Origin of the sequence: Planococcus maritimus, assembly GCF_001592825.1 — a bacterium.
In the GTDB taxonomy this organism is placed as follows: domain Bacteria; phylum Bacillota; class Bacilli; order Bacillales_A; family Planococcaceae; genus Planococcus; species Planococcus maritimus_C.
Map to the genome: position 1 here is coordinate 152,910 of NZ_LTZG01000032.1, position 15,080 is coordinate 167,989.

The following is a 15,080-nucleotide window of genomic DNA, read 5'->3' on the forward strand; positions in this document are numbered from 1 at the left end:
TCTACTGAATAGTGATTCACAAACAAACTACTTTCATAATGTCAGATTTGCATAAATATTTCAACAATTGTTTTAGGTACAATTTTGTTTTGAGCCACATCTAATAGACTAAAAGAAATTTTTACCATTATTATTTTTATAGTCAAAATAAAACTCTAAATTAAGACTTTAGAGTTTTGTAACACAAATGTAATATAAAACTTATTGCCTATACTTATGAAACTGAATACACTTAAAGAAAATTGCGTACGCAAATTACGTTGCGAACATTAAAAGGGGAATGAGCATGAAGAAGCTGATCGGCATGGCAATCACGGCAGGAGTCCTATCCTTGGCACTAGGGGCTGCTGATACAGAAGCAAGTTCATACACAATCAAACCGGGTGATACTTTGTGGAAAGTGGCTTCAAGCAACCACGTTTCTGTAAGCAACTTAAAAACTTGGAATCGCCTAAGCACAGATTCTATCTATCCAAATCAGGTCCTGCGCTTGACTTCACCATCCACAGCCAGCACTCCGGCGCCAGCTGCACCAGCCGCCACCTCGACGAGCACTTACACCGTCAAAGCTGGTGATACTCTTTATAAAGTTGCCAATGCGCATTCCACATCCGTGTCAAAGATCCAGCAATTGAACAATTTGAGTACCACGACGATCCATATCGGCCAGAAGCTCAAAGTCAGCGGCACAGCATCCGTTGTTGTCGCATCGCCTACACCTGCTCCGGCCGCACCACCCGCACAAACTAACACGACTACATACCGGGTTGTCTCAGGCGACACGCTCAGCAAAATTTCCAGAAACTATAACGTCTCCGTAACCCAATTGATGAGCTGGAATAATTTGAGTAACTCGACGATTCATGTCGGCCAAACATTGAAAATCCAAGGAGGCACGACTACTGCTCCTTCACCTGTGCAAGTTTCCAATCCGGCTTCTTCGAAAGTAGACCAAGTCCTTTCTATCGCACGTACACAACTTGGCGTGCCTTATGCATGGGGCGGCGCAACCTCGAGCGGCTTCGATTGCAGCGGGTATTTATACTATGTCTACAACCGTGCAGGAGTCACGATCCCGCGGACGAACACAATCGGCTATTACGCAAGTTCCTTTACGGTCAGCTCTCCTCAGCCAGGAGATCTGGTATTCTTTAAAAATACGTACCGTCCAGGAATTTCCCATGTCGGCATTTATGTCGGCAACAATAGCTTTATCCATGCCGGCGGAGATCGCGTCCAAATCACGAGCCTCAACGACAGCTATTGGGGCAAGCATTTCGACAGCTACAAACGCCTAAACGCCATGAAATAATAATGAATATGAAAAAAGCTCCGGAATTTTTTCCGGAGCTTTTTTGGCGTTTCGGGAAGAAAAATCCCTATTTGTCTATTTCTCTTCGATCGCTGTTACGATTTGCTGGGCCAAGTCTTTGCCGTTTTGGATGCATGCGCCGATGCCGACCCCGTAATAGGAGGAGCCTGCCAGATAGACGCCAGGGTAAGCGCCGGAAAGTCGCGCTTCAAGCGACATGACTGCCGTTTTATGGCCCATATGGTAATTTGGCATAAGCTCGTTCCACGGCGTTACTTCAACGACCGAAGGCGTTTGTTCGATGCCCAGACTTTTCTGGATATCTGCCTTGGCTTTTTCGGCAATTTGTTCATCCGTCGCGTTTTGCAATTCAGCGAATACCGGATTGATGCTCTTATAAAACAAGCGTACCAATAATTTATGCTGTGCCGAGGTATGCGGCCATTTACGGCTCGTCCATGTGCAGGCATTACACGCTAAATCACTGCCTTCTGACACGATAAAGCCGGTACCATCTGCCGGCAATTGATCATCTGGCAAATCATAACCCAAATAAACGCTGATCAAAGACGAATTAAACAATTGATCAAATTCCTCATCAAGCGTCTCATCTTTCACCAAGGCTTGGGCGTGCTGGTGGGGAATCGCCAAAATAACAAAATCCGCCTCGCTCGATGTCCCGTCTGAAAAGCCTATTTTGTAACGGCCATCTTGTTTGTCCAGCGAATTTGTCGCGACTCCTTTGCGAATCACCGCTGTTTCCATTTGCTGTTCGAGACGGTCGATCAAAGCTACCATGCCGCCATCGAAGGAAATGAATTTTTTATTCGCCGCCCCTTGGAACGTCTCTTTATGCGCTTCGAATCCTTTGATGATACTGCCGTAGTCATTTTTGTAATCAATCAAATAAGGCAAAGTCGATGCTAAGGTGAGATCGCGCAATGAACCTGAGTAAACGCCGGATAAGACAGGCGCAATTTGTTGGTCCAACAATTCTTTTCCGAGGAATGTCTCTAGGAATTCCCCAATTGAACTGTCTTTGGTAAAACGGTCGTTGACAGTTTCAAAGTCTTGCATCGCCCGTTCTTTCCCTTGTTGCGACACGAGTGTGGAGCTAAATAATGCTTCGCGGTCCATCGGGATGCCGAATACGGTGTTTTTGGGAATGGCGTGCAATTGGTTATCGGTATACAGATAAGAAATGCCGGTGCCGTTGTAAACCATCTGTTCTTCGAGACCGAGCTCTTCAATAAGCGGCAGTACACTGGCGTGGCGTGCGACGATCGAATCCGCCCCCACTTCCATCGCAAAGCCGTCTTTTTTCACCGTGCGGATCTTCCCGCCCAGTTGTTCTTCCTTTTCAATCAATTCGAGTTCCAATTCGAGCCCGTGCTGCTGTTTCATCCGCTCCAAATAATGCATGGCGGAAAGGCCTGTAATTCCTCCACCGATGACCACGGCTTTCTTCATCCGAATCACTCCTTGCTTGTATATATAATTCCACATTTCCTCGATAGGAAAATGTTCAAATTAATTTATCCAGCTTATCGTCTATATATATTTTATCAAGAAGCCGCACTATCCCCCACCCATCAATATGTCATTTTCAACACGATTTTAGCCATTCATGGTAGGATTTAACCGAAGGCATTTAAAGGATAGGAGAGGTTCAATTTGCTGAATCCAATTGACCAATTGATCATGGAAAGAAGATCGATAAAAAAATTCAAACCCGACGCTGTCGATGTCGAAGAAATCATCGAACTGCTCAATGTCGCCAAATGGGCACCTAATCATAAAGTAAACGAGCCTTGGCGCTTTCAGCTGTACGCCGGTGCCGGAAAAGAAAAATTCGTCCAGGCATTTCTCGAGTCGATGAAAACACCGGACGGCGATATCCCGCAAAAAGCGCTCACGAAAGCTCAATACTTCCGTGACATCCCGCTTCACCTCGTCGCCATTATGCCAGTCGACCCTCGCCAACGACGTTTCGACGAAGACTACGGAGCACTGAGTTCCATGCTCCAGAACTTCCAATTGGCTGCTTGGCAGCGCGGTATCGGCATGATTTGGCGCTCAAATGACTGGATTTACAACCCCGTCTTCCGTGAGGCAATCGGAGTCGAACCCGGCGAGAAAATCGTTGCGACCATGATGATGGGCTATCCTGCACACGTACCGGAAAAACAAGCACGTACCGATGTTCGCGAAAAGCTCGAAATCATCGATCAATAATCAAGAAAAAGAGCATCAGCTTTGATGCTCTTTTTTCTGTTCTAAGACTGATAAAGCCCCGACAGCACCGGAATATTCGCCATTGTCCGGGAATAGCGGCGTTGAGCCGCGCAGTATGGTGTAGCTAGTAACGACTTCTTTCAACAAAACATTGTCGCTGAAGGAAGAGCCAATATAGACAATCGTCGAACTGCGGCATTGGCGCGCTGCATGAACACTGACCGTACTGACTGTTTCGCCGACCAGGCCAATGACTGTCGCTAGCAACTCCTCTTTCGACAATTCATGGGAAATGGCAAACAAGTCCTGGCCAAAATTACTGGCCGTCAACTCACCTGAAATGGGCGGCTCTTTGCCTTCATAGATATGCTTCACTTTCAAATCGATGCGTTCGCGCGATCCACGCTTGGCGTGTTCAACGATTTCATCAAAGCTGGTGATGCCTGTCAACAAATGGCTAAGGCCAATCAATGTTCCGCCTCCAATGCCTGTGCCGCCTAGACGTTCCTGTGAATTGTCCTGCACGCAATGAATCGACGTGCCCGTTCCGACATTGGTGACTAAATAAGCTTCATGGGGAAGTCCCATGCGTTCGAGCAAGACTTGAACACCTAAGTGAGTCGCTTCAAATTCCACCATTTCTTGGACCGGATGTTCCAGCAAAGACGCTAGCACACCTGACTTTCCGCCAGTCACACACACTTCACTAACCGGCAGCCCATTGATCCACTCTGCTACTAAACCGATGTCAGCAATTGGATGTTTCGCAAACTGGACCTCGCCCTCATTGGTATAGGCCACTTTGATCAGTGTCCCGCCCGCATCTATTCCGACCTTCATCTATTTGCACCTTCTCTTCTTAAAAGCACTTTTACTGCCTTACAATAGTTTTTAACATATGGGGAAATTCTAACATATTCGCGCTATAAGCGGGAGGAGTTTGCCCAGTTCCACTTCGCCCGTCTGTGAATTTTCGCTTTTTAGGATTGAACACTCAAAATACGGGAATAGTATTTTCAGCAGCCTATTTAATAACTCGGACTGAATTTTCTTTGCTTTTGCAAGGAAGATTTTGTGGGAGGTGATTAAATGGGGAAAATCCAGGGAATACCGAAATTGCTTGAATACTTAGAGCAGCGAAGTTACCCCATGACAGAGGAGCAGATTCAGCAACTCCTGTCGGAACGAACCATTCCGCATGCGCGGCCTTATGGCGACATGATCCTGTTCGATACAAACCATATTGAATGGTGGATTGAAGAGCAGCGGAAAACGGATAAATTAGTGACGGATTAAATGCAAGAAACCCTCAGACTTTGTGTCTGAGGGTTTTTGAATATTTGCTGTTAACGGCCAGAGCCATTGCCATAGGAATTGCTGAGAATCTTGAACAATTGCTCGAATTTATTCAGAATATCGAGCGCCAGCAGGCCATTGCCTTCCGCCGTCTTCGGGTAGCCAAGAGGAATCGTGCGCCGAACAAGCTGGGCATACAATTCTGCCTCGGTCAGCTCCCGGTCAAACTCACGCTCGGAAATATTGCGGATCAATGCCAAAGCTCCCGACACATGCGGCGTCGCCATCGAAGTACCGGATAAGCTGGCGTATTTCCCTTCCAGATACGTCGAATAGATGTTGATGCCCGGCGCCACCAGATCGATTTCGTTATTGGTATTGCTGAACGGGGCGATGCGGCGGTCGAAATCGACAGCGCCCACTTGAATGACCTCGCCGTAAGCCCCTGGATAAGCGAATTCATCCGTATCGTATGCATCGTCGCCTTCATTGCCGGCTGCGCAAATAACCGGGATCCCGGCATCCACTGCCCGCTTGACCGCTTCGTATAACTCCGGATGGTCTTCCGGGCCACCAAGTGACATCGAAATAATCGTGGTCTTTTCCCCGTTCGGGCCGCGCCAATCGATGGCGTAATGAATGCCCGCAATAATGCCTTCATAACTGCCGCTACCTTGTTTATCGAGCACTTTGACGACGAGTAAATTGGCGAGCGGTGCGACACCGACCACTCCCACTTGGTCTTCAAGCGAAGCGGCGATCGTCCCGGCTACATGGGTGCCATGTCCGTTGTAATCCTCGAACTGTTCAGGGTCTCCAGCGTCATCGTGCGTGAAATTACGGCCGCCCACAATCCGCGTTGACAGATCGGGGTGGTCGCTCTGGCAACCGGTATCCAAGACGGCCACCACATTGCCTTCCCCATATTCGGCACTTTCCCACGCCTCAGGGGCTTGGATCATCTGTACGCCTTCCGGAATGCGCGGCGGCGCAGCCGTCACTTGTTCAACACGGTATGGAATCAAATGAATATTTTTCATTGAAAATTCCTCCTTCAGCTCGTTTTTTTCATTCTACCTGATAATCACAGCCAAAATCAAACGTATGTTCTTATTTTTATTTGGTAAGTTGTTCTTATTAATTTCAAGAAAGAGACAGGAATTTCCTGCTTATTGAAGAACACAAGAAAGACGCCAAATGACAAGGAGACCTAAAATGATGACAACTTGGCTATTGTACGGAGCGACAGGCTATACAGGAAAATTAATTGCACAAGAGGCTGTTGGGCGTGGAATGCGGCCCGTATTGGCTGGGCGCAGTAAGGAGAAAGTACAGCCGCTCGCCGAAGAACTCGACTTGGAATTCCGGATTTTTGAATTAAATGACCAAACAGCCGAGCAGTTGTCAGGGATCGACCTTGTGCTTCATTGCGCAGGGCCTTTTGAGAAGACCAGCAAACCGATGATTCGCGCTTGCCTAAAAGCCGGCGCTCATTACCTCGATATCACGGGGGAAATTAGCGTGTTCGAACATACCCATTCCTTGCACGAAGAAGCGCTGCAAAAGAATATTATTTTATGCTCCGGCGTAGGCTTCGACGTTATTCCGACCGACTGCACCGCTTTAAAGCTAAAGCAGGCTTTGCCTGACGCCACCGAGCTTGCACTTGGCTTTGATTCGGATTCTGGCATCTCCCCCGGCACCATGAAAACGATGGTCGAAGGGCTGGGCGGCGGCAATACCGTCCGTAAAGATGGCCAATTGACGGATACTGCGATTGGTAAACATCAGCGACTGATCGATTTCGGGCGCGGAAAGAAATCCGCCATGGCGATTCCTTGGGGAGACGTAGCCACCGCTTATTACACAACAGGGATCCCAAATATCTCAGCATGGATTCCCACACCCAGACCAGCTATTTATGCAGCACGTCTCATGAACGTGGCGAGTCCTTTGCTGTCTTCCGAAAAAGTGAAGCAGCCTTTATTGAGATGGGTCGAACAAGGTGTAGAAGGTCCAAACAAAGAAGAACGCGCCGGCAGTGCCGCGTATATTTGGGGGCAAGCCAAAAATGCAGATGGCGTTGTGAAAACGTGCCGGATCCGCACTGCGAATGTTTATGACCTGACCGTATATGGAGCGCTCGAAGTGACACAGCGCTTATTATCAGGTGATTATGCAAGTGGCAGCTGGACGCCTGCTGCCTTGTTTGGTCCGGACCTGCTCGAAAGCCTGCCAGGATCCGGCCGCTTTGAAATCGACAGCTTCTACCCTGGCAACGCCAACTAAATTGAGGCAAAATTAAAAGGCTGACTATGCGTCAGCCTTTTAATAATTGCATGCGTTTGTTGAATAAGGTTGGGTAAGACAAATATCCGAGGAATACACTCGTTACAGATGCTGTCGTCAACAATAGGAACATGATCAGCAACTGGAACTGCACCGCTTGAATCGGGTCAGCTCCCGCGATGATCTGCCCGCTCATCATGCCGGGCAGCTGGACGAGGCCAACAGTTTTTTGGCTTTCGATCGTTGGGATCATGCTTGCCTTGATTGAATTGATCAACTGGCGGTGAATGGCTTGTTTCGGCGTTCCGCCAAGCGATAGGATCAATTCGGTCTGGTCTTGGTGGTCTTCGACTTCCGCTGTGAAACGGTTCAAGAACAGAATCGACAGCACCATCGAGTTACCGATCACCATACCGCTGATTGGAATAATGTATTGGGCCGTAGCTGGTGTAATATTGAAGCCGATCAAAATGCCTTGCGTCAATACTTCCACAAAAATCAGCGTGACCGCAATTTTCCAGATGATTCCTTGGATGGCCGCCCCTTTTTTCTGCGCGTTATGGGTTGCCGCCACAATCATCAGCGCGACCATCAGGAAGATGTAGAGCAAGCTCTCAGAGTCGAAGACGAACTTCAGGACATATCCAACAGCGAGTAACTGGACGATGGAACGTAGTGTCGCAACGGTCATATCGCGACCTAGTCCTAAATTCAAGGTTTTTGATAAAAGCAGCGGAATCAGGACGAAAATGAGTGTTAGTGATAAAGTCCAATAACTCATGACACCACTCCTTTCACGAACTCTTCAACACGGTCATTTTTAGGGTCTTCAAGCAGTGAGCTCTCGCCCGTTTCCACTACCTGGCCATCCATCATGACCCATGTATAGTCGCCGATTTCAAGCGCTTGCTGAAGGTTGTGGGTGATCCAAATGATCGTCGTGCCGTATTTACGGTTGATTTTGCTGATTAGCTCTTCCACTTCAAGCTTAGAAGCGCGGTCGAGCGACGATGTGATTTCATCCATCAACAAAATCTCCGGCTTATTGACAAGCGTTCTTGCGATGGATACTTTCTGGCGCTGCCCGCCTGACAATTCTTTTACTTTACGGTCCAGCAAGTCACCTTTTAAGCCCACGTCTTCAAGCAACTCGAGGGCATCTTCTTTCGCTAATTGCTGCCCTTGCAAGTCCAAAGGCAAATTCAAGTTTTCATAGACCGTTCCGTTGATCATCGGCGCGCTCTGCAGTGCCATGCCCACCATTCGGCGCAATTCCACGGGATCGTAATCGCCAATTGCTTTGTCTTTGACAAAAATTTCGCCATTTTCCGGGGAAATCAGGCTATTGCACAATTTAAGTAAAGTCGACTTCCCGGCCCCTGAAGGACCTACCAAAGTCGTGATGCGGCCTTGCGGAAATGAACCGGTAATATCGCTTAAAATTTCTGTGTCTCCGATGCGGTAATCCACATGCTGAAAATGGAGCGCTGGTTTGTACTGGGTGCTCATGCCCACACCTCCTAAATCTTCATTATCTTATTTATAATTATTATAATGTAGCTATCATAGCACAACTTTTTAGCCGAACCAAGTAATTGAGAATAACTATTTTTAAATGAGAATACATATCAATTAAGGCGTTTTCAGGCGATTTTCAAACGATAATTATTATCATTAAAGACACAAACCTTTCCCGCAAATTCCATACGGGGCTTCCACGGCATCTCTCTCAAACTATGTGTTCAGGCTACATTAGTCAGCGGATTCGTTTCCCGTATCCATTTCCCCTTCCCTGCCATTCTACTCAAAAAAAAGAAGCCCGAACTTCCGGCTTCTCAATAATCAGCGTTTTTGAGTTTTTTGAAAGTCCTCACAAAACGATCAGGGTCTCTTGGTACTTTGTAGGTCAAGACGCCGCGATGCGTATGCAAATACAATAGATTGGCATTATCAGAAAACGTTTTATAAGAAATGTCCCAAACGTGCATCAAATTGAATTCTTTCGTCGAGGCAATCAATTTATCTTCGTATAAATGAATTTCGTATTCGGTGTGGATGATTTTCATCTGGCCGGCTACAATCGAGCGTTCCGTGTCAACGTACGTAATGGAAGACAGCGAGCTTTTCGGATCCATTCGGTTCGCCTCCCGGCTGTTTTTCTAAAGTCTACTGCACCCGCGCCGGACTATGCAACTGATACGCCGCCTACATTTCATCGAAATATTCGTTTATCAAATCCCCGCATACCCCAATGGCTGCGGCGCTGCCTTCACCCGCAGCAATAACGAGTTGTGACGGGACGATCAGCGAAGCGTCCCCTGCCGCATAGACATTCCAGACATTGGTGCGCCCGTAATCATCGGTCAAAATGCCGCCATGCTCGGTTTGCTTGCAGCCGAGCTCTTTGGCAAAATTCGTGGCGTGGCTCCATAAAGGTGTCACGAACCCGGCACTGCGGTCGATCAAGGTGCCGTCTTCGAGCCGGACGCTTTGCAGCTGGCCGTTCTCTCCTTCAAGACCAGAAATCGGATCTTCGTAAACTTTGATGCCTTTGGCGAGCAGCTTTTGCTTCTGCTCTTCTTCCAGACGTCCTTCCCCGTTCGTGAAAACCGCCAAATCACGGCTCCACGTATACACTTCCTTCGCCAGCGTGAAGACTTTTTTATCGGCGATAACGGCGAGCGGCTGGTCGCGCATTTCCCAGCCATCGCAATAAGGGCAGCTGAATAGGCTCGTGCCATAGAACTTCTCAATATCCGGCACGTTCGGCAGCTCTTCTTTCAAACCGGCCGCAATGATGATTTTAATGCTATGAAAAACCTTTCCACTAGCGGTCGTTAATTCATAATGCGTTTCCGAAATTCGGTTAATTTGGACGACACGCTCGTTTTCTGTTTGGACGCTTCCGTATTTGCGGATTTCTTCGCGTCCAAGCCGCTTGAGTTCCTCCGGACAAACCCCGTCCCTCGTAATAAAGCCATGCGCTTCACGGGTTACCAAATTGCGCCCATTATCGTCATCAAATAACACGGTTTTCTTTCTCGAACGGCCGAGCACCAACGCGGCATTCAAGCCTGCAGGTCCTCCGCCAATAATGGCACAATCGTATCGCATAGCGTTCATCCTTTTCTACTGTCGTTTCCTCCCTCTTCCCGCTTCACTTTTTTGCTAAACAAGATATCTGCTAAAAAAAACCGATTGCCAGGGACTCTCCCAGACAACCAGTTTCTGATTTCATTCTTTCTGACGCTCGATTTATTTTTGAATTAATTCACGTAAAGCCTGTACGAAAAATTCGTTTTCTTCCTGTGTGCCGATTGAGACTCTCACGTATTCCGGAAGGCCCCAACCCTTGCCGTGGCGGACGATCACGCCTTTTTTCATTAAGTCTTGGTATAGTGTTTCGCCTTCATCGCCTAATTTGACCAATACGAAGTTCGCCATGCTCTTCGTGTACGGGAGGCCCAGTTCTTCAAAGGCTCCATAAAGATACTCGAGCCCGCGGGTATTAGTTTCACGCGATTGCGCCACGTGCTCATGGTCTGACACTGCGGCTGTCGCAGCGAGCTGCGCTAAGGTATTAACGTTAAATGGCTCTTTCACTTTCAGAATCGACGTGATGATTGAATCAGCCGCGATTCCGAACCCAACGCGCACCCCGGCAATGCCGTAGATTTTCGAGAAGGTTTTCAAGGTCAATAGCGGGTAGCCTTGGCGGATGAATTCGGTACCATCTGTGTAATCTTCCGCGTCTGCATAATGGCTATATGCAGCATCAAAGACTACCAATGTATCGCCTACAGCATCCAATAATTTTTGGACATCCTGTTTCTTCATATAAGTCCCAGTTGGGTTGTTGGGCGAGCAAATGTAGATGATTTTCGTTTTGTCGGTCACTGCTGCGATCATGGCGTCGACATCAAATGCGAAGCCTTGTGCAAATGGCACTTTCACGACCTTGGCACCCATAATATGCGCACCAAAATCATATTCGCTGAAAGATGGATCCGGCACGATGATTTCATCGCCTGGTTCTAGGAAGGCTTCCGAGATGAGCGTGATCAGTTCATCCGCGCCATTTGTCGGAATCACTTGCGTTTTTTCAACACCATGCTCTTTGGCGATCGCCGCTTTTAGGTCACTGGCATCAGCATCCGGGTAGCGGTTCAAGCCGAGTACGCCTTGTTCGATGGCTTTGACAGCCTGTTTCGACGGGCCAAGCGGATTTTCATTCGATGCCAATTTAATGACGCGCTCCAAACCTAATTCTTGCTGTACTTCCCAAATCGGCTTCCCTGGTGAGTAAGGCTGGATGTGATCCAAGGTTTTACGTGCTTTGATGTTCTCCAAATTCGCCATTATGTACGCCTCCGTCATCTAATTTTAATCATGCTGAATGAATATGTACTGCCACCGATAATGATACCATTAAAGCTCGATTTGCTGCATATCCACTCTAGTGAAAGAAAAATAATAGTCTCTATTATTACAGAAAAATCTCTTTCCTGAAAGGCGCACGGCCTACAATTTGAAACCCTTACCTAAATGTGGTTTACTTTAACGAGACTGACGAAAGAGGAGTTTTCACATGATTAAAAAAATGACATTTGTTTTTGCCCCATTCGCCCTCGCCATAGTGCTCGGCGCATGTTCTGATAATGAAGAACCTGCCGCTAACGAAGAAGCAGCGGCTCCAGAAACCGAACAGACTGAAGAAACTGAAGAAGGCACCGAAGACGCAGCACCGGCTGAATCGGCACTTGAACTTCCTGAAGAAGATGCCGTCGTAGCCGTTGTCAACGGCGAAGAAATTCAAGGAAAAGTTTACAATAGCGTGGCTCGTCAGTTTGAATCCACCTTGCTTTCCCAAGGACAGGACCCATCAACTGAAGAGAACCTTCAATTGATCGAAGATGAAGCAATGTCTGTCGTCATCGGCAACGCGGTTCTCTTGCAAGATGCCAAAGAAAAAGGCCATGAAGCAGATGAAGCTGTCGTCGAGGAGCGCATGGAAGAATTGAAAGCCAATTTTGAAGACGAAGACGCCATGAACGAAGCGCTTGCTGAGACCGGCTTCACTCTTGAAGAAATGGAAGAACAATTGCGTGAACAGCTCGTCTACGAAAGCTATATGGAAAACGAAATCGATGCACCTGAAGTGACCGATGAAGAAGTCCAGGCAGCTTACGACCAATTCGCTGAAAGCTCAGAAGAAGAGGCTCCGGCTTTTGAGGAGATGGAACCGACCATCCGACAGTCGTTGCAAGAACAAAACGATCAGGAAGCTACATTTGCACGCGTCGAGGAACTGCGTGAAGATGCTGAAATTGAAGTGAAACTGTAAACTCAAAACCCCTCGCCTTAATGGGCGAGGGGTTTTTTCGGGCTCTTATACTTAGAACTTATTCAGCGAGACGCTCTTTACAAAACGCCAACACTTCCTGTTCTTCTTCTTCGTCTAACGCAAAATCCAGCGGTTTTTCACTTTCGCTGTCGATAAAATGATAATCGGCAATTCGCGCGATGCCATCTTCCACAGCCAAGATCAAGCGCAGGTCAAGACCGCCCGAACGGTACAGCTCGTCTTCTTCGTCTACCTTGATCGCCATCGTATACTCAAAGCGCTCCCCTGTCAGGATGCCGGTTGGGTCTTGCAATTTTTCGACTTCGTAATTAATGATTTCCATTATTGCACCTCCATTGCTCTATTTTAGCTTTCATCCGGCCATTTGAATAGCATAGCGGAAAGCTTGGGCGTTTAAATGCAGTCGATACGGGAAAACAACAAGCAGACATAAAAAATTAGGAGTGGATTTTGATGAAAGTATTAGTTCTAGGAGCAAATGGCCAAGTAGGCCGCAATCTTGTAGAAGAATTAACCGAAAAAGGCCATGACGCGGTAGCGATGATCCGCAAAGAAGAGCAGCGCGAAGAGATGGAAAAACGCGGCGCGAAAAAAATTGTCCTTGGTGACTTGGAAAAAGATTTCAGCCATGCATTCGACGATGTCGACGCAGTCATTTTCGCAGCAGGATCAGGCCCGAACACAGGCGCTGACAAAACCTTGACGATCGACCTATGGGGTTCTGTCAAAGCAGCGGATTACGCGAAGCAAAAAGGCGTCAAACGCTTTGTCCAGCTCGGGTCGGTCGGTTCCGACAATCCGGAAGCAGGCGGCGAGGAAATGAAGCCTTACCTCGTGGCGAAGCGCACAGCGGATGATCTTCTTTTACAAAGCGGCCTCGATTATACAATCGTACGCCCAGGGCCATTATCGGACGATGAAAAAACTGGCCAAATCGAAGCAGTCGCACACTTTGAGTCTTTCGAAAACCGTTCGATTCCACGTGCAGATGTAGCACGCACACTCGCTGAAGTGGTCGATCGTAAAAATACTTATGGAAAAGTCTTCGAAATCCTACAGGGCGAAGCTGAGATCGCTCAGGAACTCGACCGCCTGTAAGCTTTGGGCAGATGGCGTTCATGGCATTTCTATGGTAGACTAGCTTTACGATAATAGAGGACGTGATAACATGATTAATATTCAAGCACCGAAAGCTGACATTACGATTACTCAGCGCAAACAAGAAATCCAAGGCGATGAAGCAGTCATCAAACCACTTTTTGGGTTTATTGATTTGCATGAAATCCCGCGCGATAAAGGCGGCATCATCCAGTTCTTCAATCACAGCGGCGAGTTGTTGTTTGTCGGCAAAGCCCGTAAACTGCGCCAGCGCGTGAAAAAGCATTTCGAAGACAATGTCTCGCCATTGAAAAACCATCGCGATGAAGTTCATCGCATTGCGGTTTCCATTGTGGAAGACCCAATGGAACGTGAAATTTATGAGACTTACCTGATCAATACAGGAAAAGCGAAATACAACGTCGATAAAGTATTTTATCGCGACTAAGACAAACGGGCGCTCCGAATAGAGCGTCCGTTTTTTTATTTCTGGCTTCCCCTCCCCTATACTGGCGCTCAGATTTTCGACTAACCGGACTCAAATAAATCTTTTCCCAGGTTTTATGAGACCGTGAAAAAGGAATAGTAGTGTAAAATCACGTTCTTTGGAGGAACTTATTATGTCTACACACGCCAAGCCAGTCCCAGCGGCCGATTGCCGCAGCGAATACGATACATTGCGCCACGTGCTCCTATGCCCGCCGCGTTTCATGGAAATTAGAGATGTTATTAATGATGTGCAAAAGCAATATAAAGATGAAAACATTGACGTTACGAAAGCCCTTCGCCAACACGATAATTTTGTGGAGGCGCTGGCTGAAGAAGGTGTTGAGACGACTTTTCTAGAGGCTTCCGAAGAATACCCGGAGCAAGTGTTCACCCGGGACATTGGCTTTACGATTGGCGACACGGTCTTCATCAGTGAAATGGCAGCCGATGTCCGACAAGGTGAAGAACAGGTGCTGCAACAATGGCTTGAGGAACAAGGCATTCGCTTTAAGCATATGCCCGGACACCGCATCGAAGGCGGTGATGTGCTTGTCGACCGCGATACGGTGTATATCGGCATTAGCAGCCGGACCTCTGAAAAAGCGATCGAGGAATTCCAGCGGCAGATGCCCGGCTTCCGTGTCGTCCCTCTCCAGCTCAACGAGAAATATTTGCACTTGGATTGTGTCTTCAATATTTTGTCGCCGACCGAAGCGCTCATTTTCCCGGAAGCCTTGGAACAAGCATCCATCGACATGCTGAGTGAGCGCTATACGCTGATCTCTGTCGAATCTGACGAGCAATTCAAGCTCGGCACAAATGTGTTGTCAATCGGAGACCGCCGCATCGTTAGCCAGCCGCAAAACACCAAGGTCAATCAACAGCTGCGCGATCGTGGTTTCCGTGTCATTGAAACCGACTTTTCGGAAATCATCAAATCCGGCGGCGCTTTCCGCTGCTGCACGATGCCCATAGCTCGGGGATAAATGAAAAGAA

17 protein-coding genes are annotated in these 15,080 nt (G+C 47.8%); 8 read left to right on the plus strand and 9 right to left on the minus strand.

What is annotated here, in order from left to right; translation table 11 throughout:
* The first annotated feature begins 286 nt into the window (after positions 1-286).
* Positions 287-1,312, plus strand: a complete 1,026-nt coding sequence (locus tag AY633_RS13040) for a C40 family peptidase (RefSeq protein ID WP_068488729.1) — start codon at positions 287-289, stop codon at positions 1,310-1,312.
* 75 nt (positions 1,313-1,387) lie between these two features.
* Here AY633_RS13040 and AY633_RS13045 read toward each other — a convergent pair whose 3' ends face one another.
* Complete coding sequence (locus AY633_RS13045; RefSeq protein WP_068488730.1) at positions 1,388-2,782, minus strand: protoporphyrinogen oxidase; 1,395 nt, start codon at positions 2,780-2,782, stop codon at positions 1,388-1,390.
* A 204-nt stretch (positions 2,783-2,986) separates the two neighbouring features.
* On the opposite strand from AY633_RS13045, the gene AY633_RS13050 reads away from it, so the two are divergent.
* Positions 2,987-3,547 carry a nitroreductase family protein gene (locus AY633_RS13050; RefSeq protein WP_313903517.1) on the plus strand — a complete coding sequence of 187 codons (561 nt, stop codon included), beginning with the start codon at positions 2,987-2,989 and terminating at the stop codon, positions 3,545-3,547.
* Between the two features lie 15 nt (positions 3,548-3,562).
* Here AY633_RS13050 and coaW read toward each other — a convergent pair whose 3' ends face one another.
* A complete protein-coding gene (coaW, locus tag AY633_RS13055) occupies positions 3,563-4,387 on the minus strand; it encodes a type II pantothenate kinase (protein ID WP_068488731.1) in 825 nt (274 codons plus the stop codon).
* Positions 4,388-4,636: 249 nt separating this feature from the next.
* Here coaW and AY633_RS13060 point away from each other — a divergent pair, with 249 nt between their 5' ends.
* Positions 4,637-4,843 carry a hypothetical protein gene (locus AY633_RS13060; RefSeq protein WP_068488732.1) on the plus strand — a complete coding sequence of 69 codons (207 nt, stop codon included), beginning with the start codon at positions 4,637-4,639 and terminating at the stop codon, positions 4,841-4,843.
* Between the two features lie 50 nt (positions 4,844-4,893).
* On the opposite strand, the gene AY633_RS13065 is transcribed toward AY633_RS13060, so the two are convergent.
* Positions 4,894-5,883: a S8 family peptidase gene (locus AY633_RS13065; RefSeq protein WP_068488733.1), complete on the minus strand. Its 990-nt coding sequence runs from the start codon at positions 5,881-5,883 to the stop codon at positions 4,894-4,896.
* Between the two features lie 175 nt (positions 5,884-6,058).
* On the opposite strand from AY633_RS13065, the gene AY633_RS13070 reads away from it, so the two are divergent.
* Positions 6,059-7,132, plus strand: coding sequence for a saccharopine dehydrogenase family protein (locus tag AY633_RS13070; RefSeq protein WP_313903518.1), 1,074 nt, complete (start codon positions 6,059-6,061; stop codon positions 7,130-7,132).
* Positions 7,133-7,163: 31 nt separating this feature from the next.
* Here AY633_RS13070 and AY633_RS13075 read toward each other — a convergent pair whose 3' ends face one another.
* The 5 genes from AY633_RS13075 to hisC all read right to left on the minus strand — a co-directional run bounded on the left by AY633_RS13075 (position 7,164) and on the right by hisC (position 11,491).
* Complete coding sequence (locus AY633_RS13075) at positions 7,164-7,913, minus strand: ABC transporter permease (protein WP_068488735.1); 750 nt, start codon at positions 7,911-7,913, stop codon at positions 7,164-7,166.
* Positions 7,910-8,641: an ABC transporter ATP-binding protein gene (locus AY633_RS13080; RefSeq protein ID WP_068488736.1), complete on the minus strand. Its 732-nt coding sequence runs from the start codon at positions 8,639-8,641 to the stop codon at positions 7,910-7,912. The genes AY633_RS13075 and AY633_RS13080 overlap by 4 nt, the downstream gene beginning before the upstream one ends.
* 326 nt (positions 8,642-8,967) lie before the next feature.
* Positions 8,968-9,267 carry a hypothetical protein gene (locus AY633_RS13085; RefSeq protein ID WP_068488737.1) on the minus strand — a complete coding sequence of 100 codons (300 nt, stop codon included), beginning with the start codon at positions 9,265-9,267 and terminating at the stop codon, positions 8,968-8,970.
* A gap of 70 nt (positions 9,268-9,337) precedes the next feature.
* Positions 9,338-10,246 (minus strand): NAD(P)/FAD-dependent oxidoreductase, encoded by a 909-nt coding sequence (locus AY633_RS13090; RefSeq protein ID WP_068488738.1) that lies wholly within the window; start codon positions 10,244-10,246, stop codon positions 9,338-9,340.
* Between the two features lie 141 nt (positions 10,247-10,387).
* Entirely contained in the window at positions 10,388-11,491 is a 1,104-nt protein-coding gene (gene hisC / locus AY633_RS13095) for a histidinol-phosphate transaminase (protein ID WP_068488739.1), read from the minus strand.
* 229 nt (positions 11,492-11,720) lie between these two features.
* On the opposite strand from hisC, the gene AY633_RS13100 reads away from it, so the two are divergent.
* Positions 11,721-12,476 (plus strand): SurA N-terminal domain-containing protein, encoded by a 756-nt coding sequence (locus AY633_RS13100; RefSeq protein ID WP_068488740.1) that lies wholly within the window; start codon positions 11,721-11,723, stop codon positions 12,474-12,476.
* A 58-nt stretch (positions 12,477-12,534) separates the two neighbouring features.
* Here AY633_RS13100 and AY633_RS13105 read toward each other — a convergent pair whose 3' ends face one another.
* The gene (locus AY633_RS13105) at positions 12,535-12,819 is read right to left on the minus strand and encodes a DUF6509 family protein (protein ID WP_068488741.1); all 285 of its coding nucleotides are present in this window, start codon (positions 12,817-12,819) and stop codon (positions 12,535-12,537) included.
* Positions 12,820-12,950: 131 nt separating this feature from the next.
* On the opposite strand from AY633_RS13105, the gene AY633_RS13110 reads away from it, so the two are divergent.
* The 3 genes from AY633_RS13110 to AY633_RS13120 all read left to right on the plus strand — a co-directional run bounded on the left by AY633_RS13110 (position 12,951) and on the right by AY633_RS13120 (position 15,070).
* The gene (locus AY633_RS13110) at positions 12,951-13,595 is read left to right on the plus strand and encodes an SDR family oxidoreductase (protein WP_068488742.1); all 645 of its coding nucleotides are present in this window, start codon (positions 12,951-12,953) and stop codon (positions 13,593-13,595) included.
* A gap of 70 nt (positions 13,596-13,665) precedes the next feature.
* The gene (locus tag AY633_RS13115; RefSeq protein ID WP_068459970.1) at positions 13,666-14,043 is read left to right on the plus strand and encodes a nucleotide excision repair endonuclease; all 378 of its coding nucleotides are present in this window, start codon (positions 13,666-13,668) and stop codon (positions 14,041-14,043) included.
* A gap of 172 nt (positions 14,044-14,215) precedes the next feature.
* Positions 14,216-15,070 carry a dimethylarginine dimethylaminohydrolase family protein gene (locus AY633_RS13120; protein ID WP_068488743.1) on the plus strand — a complete coding sequence of 285 codons (855 nt, stop codon included), beginning with the start codon at positions 14,216-14,218 and terminating at the stop codon, positions 15,068-15,070.
* The last annotated feature ends 10 nt before the right edge of the window (positions 15,071-15,080 follow it).